Genomic DNA, 17,280 nt, shown 5'->3' on the forward strand with positions numbered 1-17,280 from the left:
CGACTGGGCCGGCGGCGCGAGTCGGCGGTGACGACAGGGCCGGCAGGTCTCAGCGACTTCCCAGGGACCGCTGCGGTCAGCGCGGAGCAAAATCGGACGCTCGTTCGTTGCATCGGGTAGACCGTCACCGAAAGGCCGTCACCGAAAGGCACCGCCATGCGACTCGCATACGTACTCATCTACCTCGCCGTGGAGATCGGCGTCTTCGTCGCGTTGACGATGACCCTGGGCTTCGGCTGGGCGGTGCTGATCACGATCGCCGCGGCCGTCCTGGGATTCGTGATGCTGCGGTGGCAGGGCGCCAAGGTGTTCGGCGAGTTGCGCCGCGCATCCCGCAACGAGGTCGACGCGCGCGCCCCGCTGGCCGACACCGCGATGCTCGCCGGATCCACATTCCTGCTGGTCATCCCCGGCGTGGTGTCCACGCTGCTCGGCATGCTGCTGCTGGCACCGCCGACTCGACGCCTGATCCGGCCCGCGGTGACCGCCTTCGGTGCCCGCCGCATGGTCGTCGCGATGGACCGCGCGGGGGTGTATGCCACCACCGGCTTCCGGCGCGGCACGGTCATCGACGGAACCGTCGTCGACGGTGACGTGGTCTCGGCCGACACCGGCGCGTGGACCCCGGGTGAACGTCAGTTGCCGCGGGGCCACTGACGGACCGGACACGCGCTCAGGGCACACTGGACCACCGTGTCTACCGAACTGTTGCTGGGCGGGGCCGTCTACTCCTCGAGCGTCCCGGACGCGACGGCACTCGCCGTCACCGACGGGATCGTCACCTGGGTCGGATCCGACGCCGTCGGCCGTTCGCTGCATCCCGACGCACACGTCACCGACCTGCGCGGCCGCTTCGTCGCGCCGGCGTTCGTCGACTCCCATGTGCATCTGACCTCCACCGGCCTGGCCCTCGACGGTCTGACACTCGGCGAGGCCACTCACCGCTCCGACGCACTCGCCCGCATCCGCGCCGCCGCCACCGACACCGCCGAGGGAGACCTCATCTGGGGTCTGGGCTGGGATGACTCCGGCTGGACCGGCACCGACCCCGACGAACGCCGGGTACCCACCACCGCGGAGATCGACGCGGTCGTCGGGCACCGACCGTGTTACCTCGCGCGGGTCGACGAACACTCGGCCGTCGCGTCGACGGCACTGCGCCGACTCGTCCCGGACCTGGCCGCCGCCGACGGGTTCCATCCCGATGAGCCTCTGGTCGCACACGCCCATCACCTGGTGCGGGCCGCCGCACGCACCCTGATCACACCCGAGATGCGCGCACGACTGCAGCGCCGGGCGCTCGACGAGGCCGCCGCGGCGGGGGTCGTGTCGGTGCACGAGAACGGCGGCCCGGAGATCGCCGGACTCGATGATTTCCTGGCGCTCGGCGAACTCGACCATCCCGTCGACGTGCGCCGGTACTGGGGCCAGGCGGCCGAGAGTGCCGAGCACGCCACCGAACTGATGTCCATCACCCGGGCACACGGTCTCGGCGGTGATCTGTTCGTCGACGGAGCCCTCGGCTCGCATACCGCGTGGCTGTCCGCGCCGTACGCCGACGCACCCGAACTCGGCGGCATCGCCTACCTCGACCCCGAGGTGGTCCGCGCCCACATCCACTCCTGCACCGTCGCCCGGGTTCAGGCCGGTTTCCACGTCATCGGTGACGCGGCCGCCAAGGCGGTGGTGGCGGGGTTCGCCGCGGTCGCCGACGACCTCGGCACCCCGGCGGTGGCGCGGTGCGCGCACCGCATCGAACACGCCGAGATGCTCGACGCCGACGACGCCGCGGTGCTGGCCCGGTGCGGGGTGGTGGCCGGCATGCAACCCCTGTTCGACGCCGAATGGGCGGGGCCCGGACAGTTGTACGCCCAACGTCTCGGCGACGCACGTGCCGCGACCCTCAACGATTTCGCGATGCTCGCCAAGACCGGTGTCGCCCTGTCATTTTCGTCGGACAGCCCGGTCACCCCGATCACCCCGTGGGCGACGGTGCGGGCCGCGGTCCATCCGCATCGCGCCGAGCATGCGGTGTCCGCGCGCGCGGCCTTCGCCGCCGCGACGCGGGGTGGCTGGCGGGCCGGGGGCACCCATGACGGCCTGACCGGCACCCTGGAACCGGGCGCCCCGGCACATTACGCGATCTGGGACGTCGACGAGCTCGTGGTGGTCGGTTCGCACGCCGGCGTCCAGCGATGGTCGACCGACCCGCGATCCCGGGTCCCGGCACTGCCCGATGTGTCCGCCGATGCGCGACTGCCACATTGCGTGCGCACCGTCCGCGACGGCCACGACGTCTACGTCGGGGACGATTGGTGACGCCGGGGCCCGGTTCCGCACCCGAGGACACCGCCGCACACGATGCACGGGTGGCGGGCGACTCCGGGGACGACAACTCCGGCCACGACGGCTCCCACCACGACAACTCCGGCCACGACGACGTCGTCACCGCCGCCGGAACCGGCCGGATCCGATGGTGGCCGCGCAGTGAGCGATGGTCGCCGCGCACCCGCCGATGGGTCACCTGGGGTGCGCGGACCGCCGGGGCCGCGGTTGCGGGCCTCGCCATGGCGGCGGCATTCCCGCCCCGCGACTGGTGGTTCATGGCGGTCCTCTCGCTCGGACTGCTGTATGCGCTCCTCACCGAAGGGCCGGCCGCCGGGAGCGAGGTGCGGGTGCGGGTACGTACCGGCGCATGGATCGGATTCGTGTTCGGCCTGGGTTTCTTCGTCCCCCTCTTGCCCTGGATCGGGGTGTATGTCGGCCCGGTGCCGTGGCTCGCACTGGCGGCCGCCCTGGCCGGTTATCTCGCGGTCTTCGGTGTGTGTGCCACGCTGACCACCCGTCTGCCGGTCCCGCCGATCTGGTTCGCACTGTCCTGGGTGCTCGTCGAGTTCTTGCGTTCGTCCTTTCCCTTCGGCGGATTTCCCTGGGGCCGAGCCGCTTTCAGTCAGGTCGACGGCCCACTGCTGCCGCTCGCCTCGGTGCTCGGCGCCCCCGGCGTGTCCGGGGCGGTGGCCCTGTTCGGCGCGAGCGTCGCCTGGGTGGTGCAGCTGACCATTCAGCAGGGCCGGGCCCCGGGCGCATGCCCCGACTCGGTGTTGCGCACGGCGGTGCTGGCGGTGGTACTGGCACTGCTGGCACCGGTGTCGGCGATCGCCCTGACTCCCGACACCGTCGATCGCAATGTCGCCGGGTCGTCGGCGCAGATCGCCGCCATCCAGGGCAACGTCCCCCGCCTGGGTCTGGATTTCAATGCCCAGCGACGCGCCGTCCTGGACAACCATGTCCGCGAGACGTACGCCCTGGCCGCGGCCATCCGGACCGGACACGCCGAACAACCCGCATTCGTGGCCTGGCCGGAGAACGCCTCCGACATCGATCCGCTCGCCAACCCCGATGCCGCCGCCGAGATCACCGCGGCGTCCGAGGCGGTGGGTGCGCCCATCCTGGTCGGCACACTGATCCGGGGCGAGGACGGCCGACCCACCAACACCGTCCTGGTGTGGGACGGGGCGCGGGGACCCGTCGACCGCTACGACAAGCACATCATCCAGCCGTTCGGCGAGTACCTTCCATGGCGCCCGTTCTTCCGGAAGTTCTCCTCCTATGCCGACATGGCGGGCAACTTCCGGGCCGGGTCGGGCCCGTCGGTGGTGTCGGTTCCGGTGCAGTCGGGTCAGGTGACCGTCGGGATCGCGACCTGCTGGGAGGTGGCCTTCGACCGCGCCGCACGTCATGCGGTCCGCGACGGCGCGCAGATCCTCTACGTCCCCACCAACAACGCGACCTTCGGACGCACCGACATGACGTATCAGCAGTTGGCGATGTCGCAGTTCCGTGCGGTCGAACACGGACGGGCCGTGATCGTCGCCGCGACCAGCGGCGTCAGCGCGTTGATCGAACCGGATGGGACGATCACCGCCGAATCCGGCATCTTCGAGGCCGCGATCCTGCAGAATCGCATGCCGTTGAGTTCCGACGAGACGATCGCGACTCGCCTGGGACCATGGCCGGAACGGCTCGCGGTGATCATCGCCGTGGTGTCGCTTTTGGCCGCGCTGGCTTTGCGTACTAGGTTCACACAGAGATTTTCCGCCGCCGCACGTGGCGGGGAGCACCGACCACTCGGAGGAGTTCGCCGTTGACGAACAGTGACCCATCACCTGTTGGGGGAGTCGGGCGTACCCCACTCGTGGCCGCCGACGGCGGTGGCGCACTGGTGGTGATCCCGACCTACAACGAGCGCGACAACCTGCCGATCATCGTCGGCCGGCTGCAATCCACGCTGAGCGGCGTCCACATCCTCATCGTCGACGATTCCAGCCCGGACGGCACCGGCGAGGTGGCCGACGAGCTCGCCGCCGCAGACGATGCCGGACGCATCCACGTGATGCACCGCGTCGACAAGGACGGCCTCGGAAAGGCCTACCTGGCCGGATTCGCGTGGGGCCTGGCACGTGACTACGAGGTCATCATCGAGATGGACGCCGACGGCAGCCACGCACCCGAACAGCTGCCCGCGCTCCTCGCCGCCATCAACGACGGCGCCGACCTGGTGATCGGCTCGCGGTACGTACGCGGTGGCAAGCTGGTCAACTGGCCCCGGCGGCGCGAGATCCTCTCCCGCGGCGCCAACACCTACGCCCGTCTGGCGCTGGGCGCCGGCATCCACGACATCACCGCCGGATATCGCGCCTATCGTTGTGCCGCACTCGACAAGATCAGCCTCGACACCGTCGAATCGGCGGGCTACTGCTTCCAGATCGACCTGGCCTGGCGAACCATCCAGGCGGGATTCGACGTCCGTGAGGTACCCATCACCTTCACCGAACGCGAAATCGGCCAATCCAAGATGAGTGGCGGCGTGATGTCGGAGGCGTTCATCAAGGTGCTGCGCTGGGGCGCCGAGGCCCGCATGGCCCAACTCGGTATCCGTCGCTGAGCAGACCGCACAAACGACACGGCCGGGGAGTGAAGACTCCACCCGGCCGTGTCGTTCGGCGTACTCGCCGTCAGTGATTCACACCGTTAGTTGGTCACACCGCGACGCCGCTGCTTGAGCAGCTCCAGACGCTCGTTGAGGAGCACCTCGAGCTCCTCTTCGCTGCGCCGTTCGAGCAGCATGTCCCAGTGCGTACGCGGCGGCTTGGCCTTTTTCTCTTCGGGCTCGGCGCCCTCGAGAATGGTGCCCTCCATGCCGTTCTTGCACGGCCACTTCGACGGCACCTCGGCATCGTCGGCGAAGGGAACGTCAAAGATCTCACCGTTGTCGGTGCGGTACTGAACGATACGCCGCGGCGCAAGATCGTGATCACGATCGGTTTCGTAGCTCACCGCACCGAGGCGGCTACCCCGAAGTACTCGATCTGCCATTTCCTACTGCTTTCCTCTCGGCTTCGCGTCCTGGCCGGAATGAGCCGACCACAACCAGCTGAACAGATCCATTCTACTCTTCTCGGTGGCCGTACAGATCAACCACAACTCATGTCGGCCCCGGCCGACACCGGCGCCCGCCGCAGATCGTGTCCGTGGAGAGACCGATCGGGTACGGTCTGACCCGTGGATGCGACCCGGTCCCGGCGGACCTATGCCTGCGCATGGTGCGGTTCGGCGGTGGCCGATTCCGACATGGGGCGTCGCCGCAAGTACTGCAAACGTTCTTGCCGTCAACGCGCCTACGAACAACGCGCCCTGGTGGCCGGAACTTCCATCCCTGACGATGCGGTGATCCTGACCCCGCTCGACGTCGCCGATTTCGGCGATCGCATGTTCGCCCTGCGGTGTGCCGCCGAGGATCTGGCGACCGCGGTGGCCGAGGCGGCCGATTCCGAGACCCTCTCCGGGCTCGCGGAGGGTCTGCTGGAACTGGCCCGCGACGCGGAACGGCTGCGGTGAGCGACCCCACACCGCAAGACCGGGATTCCGGCCCGGATTCCGACGCGCCGGCCCGCCCACCCACGCGGCGTGCCGCGGACCTGCTCGCCCGCACCGACGCCAACCCGACCGCGGTCCGCGCGATCCGCGCGCTGCGTAGCCTGTTGCCCGACGCGACGCCGGCGATCTCGACGGCGCGGACCTCCGACCGGGTGGCCCGTCTCATCGGTCAGTCGCGTCCCGAGCAGCCCAGCGCCTCCCGCGAACTCGGTCTGACCGCGGTGCAGGCCTGGCAGTCGTTGACCCGACGCCGACACGCCCAGGATGGTCCGGTCACCGCCACCATCCTGTTCACCGATCTCGTCGCATTCTCCACCTGGGCACTGGCCGCGGGAGACGACGAGGTACTGCGCCTGCTCGCCGCGGTCAACACGGCCACCGACGAGGTCATCGGCCGTCGCGGCGGGCGCATCGTGAAGAACCTCGGCGACGGCGTGATGGCGATCTTCGCCGATCCCGACGACGCCATCGCGGCCGCCCACGAGGTGATCGGGGCGGTGTCCGCGCTCACCGTCGACGGATACCGGCCGCAGTTGCGGGCCGGTCTGCACACCGGCAATCCGCGGGCGGTCGGCGACGATTTCCTCGGCGTGGACGTCAACATCGCCGCGCGGGTGGCCGCCGCGGCCGGCGCCGGGGAACTGTTGATCAGCGATGCGACGCTCGCACTCGTCGATCCCGCGCGATACTCGGTGCGGCGTCGACGCCGGTTCAAGGCCAAGGGCGTTCCGCGGGAACTGACGGTGGTCTCGGTCGTGCCGCGCTACGACGGCTGAGCACGCCCGATCCGGACATCGACCGGACCTCGACACCCGCCCACGGAATGTCCAGTGCGACACGGTGTCTCGTTCACCGGATCCCGGGTGCGGACACGTTAACCTCGTCGATGCGCAAATGACTGTGCAGCGTCACCGTGGCGGTGTACAAAGGACGTCAACGCGCACACCGACCCACACGTGGCCAAGCAACGGCCATCGTGGCTCGAGTGCGGTTCACCACACTTCCAGGGCTGGGCGGCACCATGACGATGAGCACCGACAAACAACAGAAGATGGTCGACTTCGAGACCAGCTGGTACTCGCTGGGCGGCGGATCGTCGCGCGAGATCAGCGAGCAGTTCGGGCTGTCGGATCGCGACTTCTTCTCCGAGGTCAACCGCCTGGTCGATGCGGCCCCGCCGGCTCAGTTGAGCAACTCCGAGCTGCGGCGCATGCGTGAGGTGATCCGTCGCCGCCTGTGGATGGCTCGCTGAGACAGCGGAATACCGGATCTGAGTCCACAACCATGATCAACCGATGGCCATGATCAACCGATGGCGCGGACTCCGGGATCCCGGTGCACACTGATACCCGATGCCTGGTTTCTCCGACGACGATCTCGAGGAGTTCTATCGCCGTGTCGAGGCGCGCACCGATCTCACTCCGCCGCGCCGACGACGAGTGGCACGACCGCGCCCGCCGTGTCCGACACCGGACAAGGATGCGTTCGGGTCGGAACGGTCCGCCCGGGAGGGCATCGACCGCATCACCGAGTCGGGTCGTCGCTCGCTCGCCCTGCGGTGCTACCGCTGCGCCTGCGGCGCCTGGCACATCACCAGCAGTCCTCCGCGCGACGAGCCGCCGCGCTCGAGCCGACGCCGCGGGAGCCGGGCGCGGTGAGCGGTATCGTGCGAGATCCGGGGAGCGGTGAGGTGATCGATCCCGACGCGCCGGCGGTCGTGGTGGATCTGGCGGTCGTGGACGTGCAACGGTCGGCACCGGCCTACGCCCGCCTGTTGGGCGCGGCCGCGCCGACTGCCGACCTGTGCGTGGGCAATTCCCGAATCCGGTTGCAGCACAAGGACGTCGATGACGCACACCGCGTCCTCGTCACCGCCGACGACCCGGATGCCCGGGTGCGCCTGCTGCGGCGCCGCGGCCTCGCGTTCAGTCCGGTCCCGCACGCATCGGGCGAGTGGTATGCCGATGGTTTTCCCTTCGGCGTGTCCGGTACAAGCGATGGGCCGCCCAACACCGACCCCGGCGACATCACCGGGATCGATCACCTCGTGTTCAGCTGCGTCGGACGGGACCGTGCGGTGGCCTTGTTCGGCGCAACGCTGGGATTCGATTTTCGCCTCGACCGCCGCGTCGTCGCCGGCGTCCGGCAACTCTTCTTCCGGGTCGCCGACCTCGTGATCGAGGTGGTCGTTCCCGATGACGTCCCCGGGAGCGCTCCGCTGGCGGCGCCCGAGGACGCTCCGGTGGCGCTCTGGGGCGTTGCGTGGCGCAGCCCCGACGTGCATGCCGCCCGGCACCGGCTGATCTCGGCCGGGATCGAGGTGTCGGAGATCCGCGACGGCCGCAAACCCGGAACCCTGATCGCCACGGTCGCCGATGACGCCCTGGCCACCCGGACCGTCATCATCGGGCCCCGGCCGTGACCCGCCCGGTCACACATCCCACGACAAGGAGAACTCACCAGTGAGCGCGTTCCACACCATCGCAGCCGCCGCGAACAGGGCGGTGATCCCGATGTTGGGGCTACCGGTGATCGGCGGCGTCCTGGCCGGCTCGATGACCGTCGTGACCTACACGGGCCGCAAGTCGGGGACCACCGTGCGATTTCCCGTCGCCTATCGGCGACGGCCCGAATCTCCTGACGAGGTGATGATCGGTGTGGCCATCGCCGACAAGAAGACCTGGTGGCGCAACTTCACCGGCGAGGGATCACCGTTGAGCCTCACACTCGACGGTGTCGATCGGCCTGGTCACGGTACCGCGCGGCGTGATGAGCAGGGCCGCGTCACCGTCCGCGTCGTCCTTGACCCAGCACAGTAGCCTGACACACCACGGCGGCATACCGGTGTCGGATCATCCCGCCGTCAGCGCCGGCAGCGGCCGGAGGGCGTCGCGCAGCCACGGATAGATCAGCTCACTGTTGAGCAGCGTGAAGTGGTGGGCATGACCGATGTGCATGCCGTCCTCGGCGCGGAACCCGATGTGCCGGGACCGGTGGAATCCGCGGCCGCTCGGCGTGAGTACCAGTCCGTCACCGAGGTAGCGACCGAGCAGATGGTCCGGATCGTCGAACAGCGACGCCGTGACGAACAGGTGCCGCGCCGAGGCGAGCAGTGCCACGTCGGCGCCGGGCGCCTGCCAGAAGCCGTCCGGATCGTCGGCGCCGGCGTTCGCGTCGGCGATCACCGTGCCGTGGAAGAGATCCCGAACACCCGCACTGCGCCGACGCAGCAACTCACCGAACGGCCGGGTCACGCTGAGTGCTCGCAGGGCCGACGACGCCGCGTGTACACCCCGCGCCAGAGGCGCCCCGAGATGTGGCGAGCCGAGGCTCACTGTTTCGGTCACCAGCGGAATCCACGGTGCCCGCCGGGCCGGGTCGCCGACGGCGCCGATGTGGCATGCGCTGCGGATCACCAGACCACCCATCGAGTGCCCGATCAGTGAGACCCGGCGCACCGGGACCGGCCACTGCAGTGTCAGCGCGTTCAGCAACTCGGCCAGCGACGCGCCGTTGTCGGCGATGCCGCGTCCGGTGTTGTAGCGCACCAGGATCTCGGTCGCGCCGATCTCGAGAGCCATCCGGCTGCCGTACGACGGTCGGTGTCCCATCCGCCACGCATGCTCGGTCTCCATCAATCCGTGCAGGAATACCACGAGATGTCCGGTCGCGTCGGGGAAGGCCGCGCGCAGCGCCGACGGCGACAGGGTCACCGGGACCCCGTCGACCCGGACTGCCATCTCCGGTGCCAGCGCCGGTTCGTTGTCGACCAGGGCGTCGCCGATCAGTCCGTCGAGGACCCCGATCACCGCTGCGCCCCGCACGGTGCGGCTGGGCTGACGAGCGGTTTCCGGCAGTGCGTCGGCGACGATCTGGGCGGAGTCGAGGATTCCGGTGATCGACGTGTACACCGTCTCGCTCACGGTGTCGTGCAGCATTCGGATCGGCTCGACGCGCCGCCCGGCGGCGATCCGCATCGCGCCGAAAACCGTCGACGACACCGCCTGATGGACTCGCGCGACGCCCACCGTGGCCGCCGACAGTTCGGTCAGGCCGAGCCGGGCGAGGGCTCGGACCTCGCCGGGTTCGTCGACGGATGTCGTGGCGATCATGTGATTGAGTGTACATTCGTCCACTCAACTCGCACACCTCGAATCTGGTGCGCTCCGTATTCGAACATATGATCCATACATGGGTATGGCGCGCATCGGCGGGGACAGTGGTCGACCCCACCTGCCCGCCTTCGTTCGGGTGGGGCATCGCGCCGTCCTCATCGATCTCAATGCCCTCTATCCGCAGACACCGCACCACAGCGGCACGTACCACCCCGACGGCCTGCAGGTCCGCAAGGTGATCACCGGCGTGCTCACCGAATGGGGACGATCCGAGTGGGGCGAGTGGTACGGCAAGGTGACCTACGTGCTGCATGCCCGCGACCGCGAGGAGACGGTGACCCACTGGGTGCCGTCATGGGCGCTACGCCCCGCCGACGACCCCGGGGTGACGGGCCGGCGCAACCCGCGGACCTGACCCGCCCGCTGCCGGATTCAGCACCATCGGGCCGAGCAGGTCACACGCGGTCAACGCGAGGGCGAGGTCGAGTCGGTCGCGATCGGGACCCACCTCCGACAGCGCCTTGCCGACGCGGTACTTGACCGTGTTGCGGTGCAGATTGAGTCGCGTCGCGGTGTGCAGGTGGCTTTCCTTGGTCGCGAAGTAGACCGACAGCGTCTCGCGGAGCACGGCCGCCGACGGTGTGTCCTCGGCGAGCGATCCCAGCACGTCATGCACCCAGGAGCGGGTGCCGTCCGGGTCCTGCGCGAGAAGCGACACCACGGCGACACCACGGTCGGCGAAGCCGACCACCGGGCGGTCCGCCGTTCCCGGCATGGTGGCCACCGAATATGCCGCCGACGCCTGCTCGTGGGTACGCCGGAAACCCCGGACACCGGAGCCGGGCAATCCGACAGTCAGCCGCACCCCCTCGGGCAGCACCGAGGGCGACAACGACTCCTCGATGACCGTCGTGCGTGCCCGCAGCGGTATCCACAACCAGATGGTCGAGCGGTCCATGGCCATCACCAGCGGGGGCCCGTCGGAACCCAGACTTGCGGCCAGCTCACGGGTCGCCCGGTCGAGGCGGCCGAGTGTGTGGGCGTCCGCGTCGTCGGTCCACATGATCCCGCCGAGGTGGGCCCGGTCGAGGCGATACCGTGTCTCGGACTCGAATGCCGTCGGATCGACGTCGGTGCGGTCGAGGACCCGGCGGATCGCGGCCGAGACCACATGCGCGTCCGCACCCAGCCACCGACGTCGCTCGTCCTCATAGGCCTCGAACACGAACAGCGTGATCCAGTCGATGTACCCGAACATCACATCGGACACATGCCGGGTCACCGCCATCGCCTGGGTCGCGTCGAGACCCAATTCCTCGATGATCGAGTAGCACAGCAGCATCACGCTGTTCTGACCGAGGTGATAGGCCCGGACCAGGGAGTTGGAGGGCACGTCGCGCTGGGCCAGCCGTCGGGCGTACTCGACTGCGGCCGTGGTGGGTTGGAGATGATCGACCGGGATGTCGTTGGCGAGGACGTGGATGATGGTGGACACGTTGCCGTGCACGCTCGCCTCGAGCATCTCCACCAGTTTGGGGTCGGTGTCGAGCTGATCGATCTCCCGGGCCATCATTCCGGCCAGATCGGCCACGATCTCGGCCTCCCGCTCCCGCAGTCGACCGGCGAGCACGCCCACCACCTCGAGCAGATCGGTGGTGGCCATCGCCGGAACCCGGGCCAGTCGGGACCGGGCCTCCTCGGCGTCGGCCGGAATGTAGGTCATCGCGACACCCGATGTCCTCGACCGTTCGATCCCGCCGATCGCGTCGGCCGCCGCCGCAGTTCGGCCAGTGCCGAACTCGCGGCGTGATACCCGCACAATCCATGGACGCCCGCTCCGGGCGGGGTGGACTGTGAGCACAGGTACACCCCGTTGATCCCGAGCGAGTACGGGTTGACCGCCACGCGGGGCCGGAACAACATCTGCAGACCGTCGTTGGCGCCGCCGATGATGTCGCCGAACGCGAAATTCCGGTTGTGCCGGTGCAATTCGGCCGTACCGGTGCTGTGCACGGCGATGATCCGGTCGCGAAATCCCGGGGCGAAGCGCTCGATCTGCGCGGTCACCGCCTCGGTGGCGTCGCCATCGAAGCCGCGTGGCACGTGGGCGTAGGCGTAGATCGGATTGACTCCGTCCCGGCTGCGCGACGGGTCGGCGACATACTGCTGACCCAGCAGGACGAACGGCCGTTCCACCATGATTCCGGCCGCCCGCTGCCGCTCGGTGTGGCAGATCTCCGTCAGGTCGCCGCCGAGGTGAACGGTGCCCGCATCGGCGCACGCGGGGTTGCGCCACGGGATGTCACCGGCGATCGCGTAGTCGACCTTGAACGCCGAGGAACCCACGCGATACCGCTTCAACGAGGCGGCCACCCGCGACGGCATCTGATCACCGTAGAGTCCGAGCGCCTGCGCGGGAGAGAGATCAAGCAACACGAGATCGGCGGGCGGGATGTCGGCCGGCCGCGTGACCGGTACACCGGTCTCGATCCTGCCGCCCTGGGCGCGCAGTGCCGCAGCCGCAGCGCCGGTGATCGCACCGGAGCCACCGCGGGCGACGGGCCAGCCGTAGCGATGACCGCTGGCCGCGATCATCATGCCCAGCGACGCCGTCAGCGGCCGGTCGAGTCGGGTGAAGGCATGGGCGGCGATCCCACCGAACAACGCCCGTGCGGTGTCGGTGCGAAACAGCCTGGCCATCGTGCTCGCCGGGAGCAGTGCCCGCGGGCCGAAGGCCGCCAACCGGATCGGGTGGCGTGGCACGTGCACGATCGGGCGCAGCAAGTCGGCGGCGAGGTCATCGAAACCGGCGGCGAGATCGCCGAAGGCCAGCCGCCACCGGCGGCCGTCACGTCCGAGTGCACGTGCCGTCTCGTCGATGGACCGGTAGAGCAGCCCGGCCTCGCCGGTGTCGAGCGGGTGGGCACAGTCCACGGGTGGCAGGCACCACGACAGGCCGTACCGTTCGAGTCCGACCGACTGCCAGAACGGGGATCCCATTCCCAGCGGATGGAACGCGGCGCAGTGATCGTGGATCACGCCGGGCACGGCGAGCTCACCGGAGCGCGCACCCCCTCCGACCTCGTTCGCCGCCTCCAGAACGGTCACCTCGACGCCGTTGCGGGCCAGGTGCAGGGCGGCGGCGAGCCCGTTGGGCCCGCCGCCGACGACGACCGCAGTCGTCACTGCTGCACCTGCCCGGCGGTGACATCGGGCGCCGGTCCGGCGGGGGAGCCGGCGCGCATCTTCGGTTCGGCCACGATGTCAGGATCGGTCAGGGCGCGCCGGGCGTCAACGTCGAGCGTCCAGTCGACCTTCATGTCGATCGGTCCGTTGGGGAGCCACGGTTGCTCGGCGACGGCGTCGGCCACCCGATACGTGCCGGTCTCGATGACACCGAGGGCGGCGTCGATCACCTTGTACCGCTGCGTGCCGCGGTGGATGGGCTGCGACTCGATCCAGGCGACGGTGAACTCACCCGGGGCGAAATCGCAGCGTCGCTGCAGCGCGGCGATCATCTTCTCGTCGTGCAGGTGGCCGTCGCCGAAGTTGAATGCCACCAACGAGTTACAGGAAAACTCCGCCTCCCGCAGGGTGTAGGTGTCGATGTCGGAGCCGAGATGCCGCAGCATCAGTGAGTAGAGCGCACGGCCCTGGCTGTGCATCGACCGCCACGCCAACATCTGATGCATCACCACGTCGGCAACCTCGGGCGGATAGGAGGCCAGCAGTTGGGTGCGGGTGTTCTTCGATGACCGGACGACGTACTGGTCCAGCTTGTCCTCGGCGCCCGGCGCGAACGCCCAGGTCGCCGACGCCCAGTTGCCGGCGTACTGCCGCATCGACGGCAGGAAGGAGACCAGATCGGGGCGCAGATTGCCCAGGACCGGGAAGAAACACAGCGCGGCGGCGATGGCGACGAGCACCCACGGCATCGTGGTGTCGGTGAGCGCATACCCATCCCACGCCGGGTGGCCCCAGAACAGGAAGATCGCGGCGTAGGCGAACAGGATGTTCCATTCCAGCGGCACGGCAAGCGGGAACGTCGAGAAGATGAACAGGTGGAAGCACACCATCAGCACCACCGCGACGAGGGTGAGCCACTTGTTGGTCGAGAACAGCAGCACCAGGGGAGTGACCACCTCGACGATGGTGCCCAGCACATGCCCGATGCCGCCGGCCAGCCGGGACGGACGCATGTCGTGCGGGAAGTCGCGGTAGTGAGCGCGTTTGATCGCCTTGCTCGGCAACCACGGCGTATTCGAGATCATCGGAGGGATCACCATCGAGAAGTGATGTCCGAGTTTGGAAATGCCCGCTCCCACCCACACGCTGACGATGAGCAGCTTGAGTGCCAGGATCATGTCGAGGTACGGCAGGGCGGCGAAGAACACAAGCGCGGGCAGGTACTGCTCGGAACGTGCGGCGATGAAGATCACCTTGTCGCGCAATCCGATCACGACGAACAGGGCGATCAGCGGATAAAGGACCGCCGGGTTGACCAGGCCGTGGTTGTCGGCGACCAGTGCATCGAGAGAGTCCGACGAGATCGACGGAAGTGCCAGCGCCACAACCAGGTTGATGAGGATTGCGGCGTAGATCGCGACGTCGACAACGGTGCGATTGTCACCTCTGGTGAACGGGACCTTACCCGGCCACGGTGGCAGCCGGATGGTCTGCGGTCGCAGCCAGAACAGGAATCCCCCGGTCATCGGCTTGAAATGACCGGCCAGGGGTCCCCACGATCCACCGAGACCGAGCGTCTCGATCAGCACCGTCCACAACACGATCTTCTGATACACGATCAGCTGATCCCACCACGCCCCGACGTCGAGGACGTTGTAGCCCGAGGTGAAGGTGGCAATGCACAGTCCGGCAACGACATACAGGATCGCCACCTTCAGCAGATAGATCGTGTGCACCATCTTCGGCGTGCCGAAGCCGTATTCGGCCCAGTGCGCACCCAGGACACGAAGCCGGTCCAGAAAGGGCCTGTCCAGAAAGGTGTCCGGATCGACCGGCGGGAAATCGGGTTGGGTGAATCCCATGAGTACTCCTCCTCGGGTTCGGTAGAACAGCGGGGTTCGGTTTGGGGGGTTCGGTTTTCTTTTTTTGGGGGGGGGTGGGTTGAGGGCTCGGTGATCGGTTCGGTCACCGCGAGTGGGCGGCACCGCGCGTCATCTCGGCACGACCGGACAGCCCCCATCGCGGGACTGCGACGGACACGAAAAGTGCTGTGGGGTTAGGGTCAGGCGGGCGAGGGGGTGGACAGGCGGGCGCGGAGTCCCGGCTTGTCGACCTTGCCCACGGGATTTCGGGGGAGTGCCTCGACGACGTGGATGACCGCGGGCCGCTTGACGGCGGTCAGCCGGGACTCGAGATGGTGGGCGAGATCGTCGGCGGAGATCTCCCGGTCCGGGTAGGCCACCACGAAGGCGATGGGCACTTCGCCGTAGACCTCATCGGGCGCACCGACGACGGCGCATTCGAGGACGTCGCCGTGGGTGGCGAGCGCGTTCTCGATCTCCTTGGGGTACAGGTTCTCTCCGCCGCGGATGATCATGTCCTTGATCCGGTCGACCAGCGTGAGGTAACCGTCGGCGTCAAGGCTCCCGACATCACCGGTGTGCAGCCGCCCGCCGACGATCGTCGCCTCGGTGGCCTCCGGCCGATTCAGGTAGCCGCGCATGACATTCGGACCCGTGATGACCACCTCGCCCACCTCCCCGGGCCGCAGGTCGGTGCCATCCGGGTCGACGATCGCGATCTGCTGGCCGGGGACGGCCGGTCCGACGGTCCCGAGTTTGCGGACTCCGTGGCGGGGATTGCAGGCGGAGGCACATGTTCCCTCGGTGAGTCCGTACCCCTCCAGGATCGGGATGCCGAACAGGTTCTCGACCCGGCCCAGTAGTTCCTTGGAGATCGGCGCGGCACCGCAGATCGCGAAGCGCAGGGACCCCAGTGACTTCTCCGCGACATCGTTGTGCGACGCCAGCAGCGCATAGATCGTCGGAACCGCCGAGAAGTAGGTGGGACGCAGACGTGCCACGTCGTCGAAGAATCGCGAAACGGAGAACTTCCCGGTGATACTCAGCTGCCCGCCCGCCAGCATCGGCGCGAGGAAGCTGACACAGATCGCGTTGACATGGAACAGCGGCAGGATCAGCAGTGCGTGGTCGTCGGATCGCAGATCCAGGAGCGTGACCATGGCCGTGGCCATGTGGCGCAGATTCGCGTGCGTGAGCCGGACACCCTTGGGGCGTCCGGTCGATCCGGACGTGTAGATGAGTAGGGCGTCGACGTCGGCCGCGTCGTCGGCCGGTCCACCGAGATCGGCGGGAAGCGATCCGGTGGCGCTCAGATCATCGGTACTGCTCAGATCGTTCACGTCGATCACCGCACATCCGGCCACCTCCGGCCGGGTCGCTGCGGTCGTGTCGTCGACGACGACGATGCGCGCCACCGCGTCGGTGAGCTGGTACTCGGCCTCGGTTGCGGTGAATGCGGGATTCACCGGTGTCCCGATGGCCCCCAGCCGCCAGGCCGCCTGCAGCACGACGAGCAGTTCGACGCGGTTGGGGAGCAATGTCGCGACGACGTCGCCGGCGCGTATCCCGCGCCGGTGCAGGGCGCCGGCGGCCGCGTCCACCGCCTCCGCGAACCCGCGATAGGACAACTCGACGGCATCGTCGCGGACGCAGGGCGCCTCGTCGCGGTCGAGAAGATCCCAGGAGAAGTAGGAGGAGCTGATCACTGCGCAGTGGCCTTCCGTGTGAGGTGGTGTGACCTCTGACACTAGAAAGTAAGAATGTGATCTGATACGGCCTCGGGAGCCAGACTTTTCCGGCCGCATTGTGCCCGGGAGACAAATTGTGCCCGGGAGACAAATTGTGCCTGGGAGCCAAAGGGCGACGCACCGTCGATCCCGACCGGCATCACGACCACGTCCGACACCACCGTCCCGGCAGGGCGCCCACCAGATTGTCCGAGCACAAAGAACTCCGACCGAGGATGCCGGGTCGGGGGTCTGGCACTCTCGGTCGGAGCTATCTATGTCTTCGGCGCCACCCACCCGGGTGTTACACATCCCCAGAGATTCCTTTCGACGGCCGCGTCGACAGCGCTCGCCTCACCGTTGCAGCGCCCTCAGACATTCGGGGGCTGCCTCCCGCGGGTACGGCGGGTGTCCGCCGGGCGGTACGGTCATAGAGCTTTCCGACACGCCGCG

The 17,280-nt window shown here is 68.4% G+C and carries 17 protein-coding genes; 11 read left to right on the plus strand and 6 right to left on the minus strand.

What is annotated here, in order from left to right:
* Nucleotides 1-156: 156 nt before the first annotated feature.
* From ACWETB_RS06015 to ACWETB_RS06030, 4 genes are all read left to right on the plus strand, one after another.
* Nucleotides 157-657 (plus strand): FxsA family protein, encoded by a 501-nt coding sequence (locus tag ACWETB_RS06015; protein ID WP_348803874.1) that lies wholly within the window; start codon nucleotides 157-159, stop codon nucleotides 655-657.
* 36 nt (nucleotides 658-693) lie between these two features.
* Nucleotides 694-2,319, plus strand: coding sequence for an amidohydrolase (locus ACWETB_RS06020; protein WP_348803875.1), 1,626 nt, complete (start codon nucleotides 694-696; stop codon nucleotides 2,317-2,319).
* Between the two features lie 248 nt (nucleotides 2,320-2,567).
* A complete protein-coding gene (gene lnt / locus ACWETB_RS06025; protein ID WP_449742992.1) occupies nucleotides 2,568-4,148 on the plus strand; it encodes an apolipoprotein N-acyltransferase in 1,581 nt (526 codons plus the stop codon).
* Nucleotides 4,145-4,945: a polyprenol monophosphomannose synthase gene (locus ACWETB_RS06030; protein ID WP_452209950.1), complete on the plus strand. Its 801-nt coding sequence runs from the start codon at nucleotides 4,145-4,147 to the stop codon at nucleotides 4,943-4,945. The genes lnt and ACWETB_RS06030 overlap by 4 nt, the downstream gene beginning before the upstream one ends.
* A gap of 86 nt (nucleotides 4,946-5,031) precedes the next feature.
* Here the strand turns inward: ACWETB_RS06030 and ACWETB_RS06035 are convergent, their stop codons facing one another.
* Nucleotides 5,032-5,376, minus strand: a complete 345-nt coding sequence (locus tag ACWETB_RS06035; protein WP_348803878.1) for an RNA polymerase-binding protein RbpA — start codon at nucleotides 5,374-5,376, stop codon at nucleotides 5,032-5,034.
* Nucleotides 5,377-5,631: 255 nt separating this feature from the next.
* Here ACWETB_RS06035 and ACWETB_RS06040 point away from each other — a divergent pair, with 255 nt between their 5' ends.
* From ACWETB_RS06040 to ACWETB_RS06065, 6 genes are all read left to right on the plus strand, one after another.
* The gene (locus tag ACWETB_RS06040) at nucleotides 5,632-5,898 is read left to right on the plus strand and encodes a hypothetical protein (protein WP_449742991.1); all 267 of its coding nucleotides are present in this window, start codon (nucleotides 5,632-5,634) and stop codon (nucleotides 5,896-5,898) included.
* Complete coding sequence (locus ACWETB_RS06045; protein WP_452209952.1) at nucleotides 5,895-6,713, plus strand: adenylate/guanylate cyclase domain-containing protein; 819 nt, start codon at nucleotides 5,895-5,897, stop codon at nucleotides 6,711-6,713. The genes ACWETB_RS06040 and ACWETB_RS06045 overlap by 4 nt, the downstream gene beginning before the upstream one ends.
* 251 nt (nucleotides 6,714-6,964) lie before the next feature.
* Entirely contained in the window at nucleotides 6,965-7,189 is a 225-nt protein-coding gene (locus ACWETB_RS06050) for a DUF3263 domain-containing protein (protein WP_449742990.1), read from the plus strand.
* A gap of 100 nt (nucleotides 7,190-7,289) precedes the next feature.
* Complete coding sequence (locus tag ACWETB_RS06055; RefSeq protein WP_449742809.1) at nucleotides 7,290-7,595, plus strand: hypothetical protein; 306 nt, start codon at nucleotides 7,290-7,292, stop codon at nucleotides 7,593-7,595.
* Nucleotides 7,592-8,359 (plus strand): VOC family protein, encoded by a 768-nt coding sequence (locus tag ACWETB_RS06060; RefSeq protein ID WP_449742808.1) that lies wholly within the window; start codon nucleotides 7,592-7,594, stop codon nucleotides 8,357-8,359. The genes ACWETB_RS06055 and ACWETB_RS06060 overlap by 4 nt, the downstream gene beginning before the upstream one ends.
* Nucleotides 8,360-8,399: 40 nt before the next feature.
* Complete coding sequence (locus tag ACWETB_RS06065) at nucleotides 8,400-8,756, plus strand: hypothetical protein (protein WP_449742807.1); 357 nt, start codon at nucleotides 8,400-8,402, stop codon at nucleotides 8,754-8,756.
* A gap of 33 nt (nucleotides 8,757-8,789) precedes the next feature.
* On the opposite strand, the gene ACWETB_RS06070 is transcribed toward ACWETB_RS06065, so the two are convergent.
* Nucleotides 8,790-10,049, minus strand: coding sequence for an esterase/lipase family protein (locus ACWETB_RS06070; RefSeq protein WP_449742806.1), 1,260 nt, complete (start codon nucleotides 10,047-10,049; stop codon nucleotides 8,790-8,792).
* A gap of 85 nt (nucleotides 10,050-10,134) precedes the next feature.
* Here ACWETB_RS06070 and ACWETB_RS06075 point away from each other — a divergent pair, with 85 nt between their 5' ends.
* Nucleotides 10,135-10,467, plus strand: coding sequence for a hypothetical protein (locus ACWETB_RS06075; protein WP_348803950.1), 333 nt, complete (start codon nucleotides 10,135-10,137; stop codon nucleotides 10,465-10,467).
* Here the strand turns inward: ACWETB_RS06075 and ACWETB_RS06080 are convergent.
* The 4 genes from ACWETB_RS06080 to ACWETB_RS06095 all read right to left on the minus strand — a co-directional run bounded on the left by ACWETB_RS06080 (nucleotide 10,414) and on the right by ACWETB_RS06095 (nucleotide 16,806).
* Nucleotides 10,414-11,775 (minus strand): PucR family transcriptional regulator, encoded by a 1,362-nt coding sequence (locus ACWETB_RS06080; RefSeq protein ID WP_449742805.1) that lies wholly within the window; start codon nucleotides 11,773-11,775, stop codon nucleotides 10,414-10,416. The two genes, ACWETB_RS06075 and ACWETB_RS06080, sit on opposite strands and share 54 nt — an antisense overlap.
* Entirely contained in the window at nucleotides 11,772-13,238 is a 1,467-nt protein-coding gene (locus tag ACWETB_RS06085; RefSeq protein ID WP_452209956.1) for a phytoene desaturase family protein, read from the minus strand. Before ACWETB_RS06085 ends, ACWETB_RS06080 begins: the two co-directional genes overlap by 4 nt.
* Complete coding sequence (locus tag ACWETB_RS06090) at nucleotides 13,235-15,100, minus strand: DUF3556 domain-containing protein (RefSeq protein ID WP_449742803.1); 1,866 nt, start codon at nucleotides 15,098-15,100, stop codon at nucleotides 13,235-13,237. Before ACWETB_RS06090 ends, ACWETB_RS06085 begins: the two co-directional genes overlap by 4 nt.
* Before the next feature lie 200 nt (nucleotides 15,101-15,300).
* Nucleotides 15,301-16,806, minus strand: coding sequence for a class I adenylate-forming enzyme family protein (locus ACWETB_RS06095; protein WP_452209958.1), 1,506 nt, complete (start codon nucleotides 16,804-16,806; stop codon nucleotides 15,301-15,303).
* Nucleotides 16,807-17,280 lie beyond the last annotated feature (474 nt).

The organism is Gordonia sp. NPDC003950, from assembly GCF_053605205.1.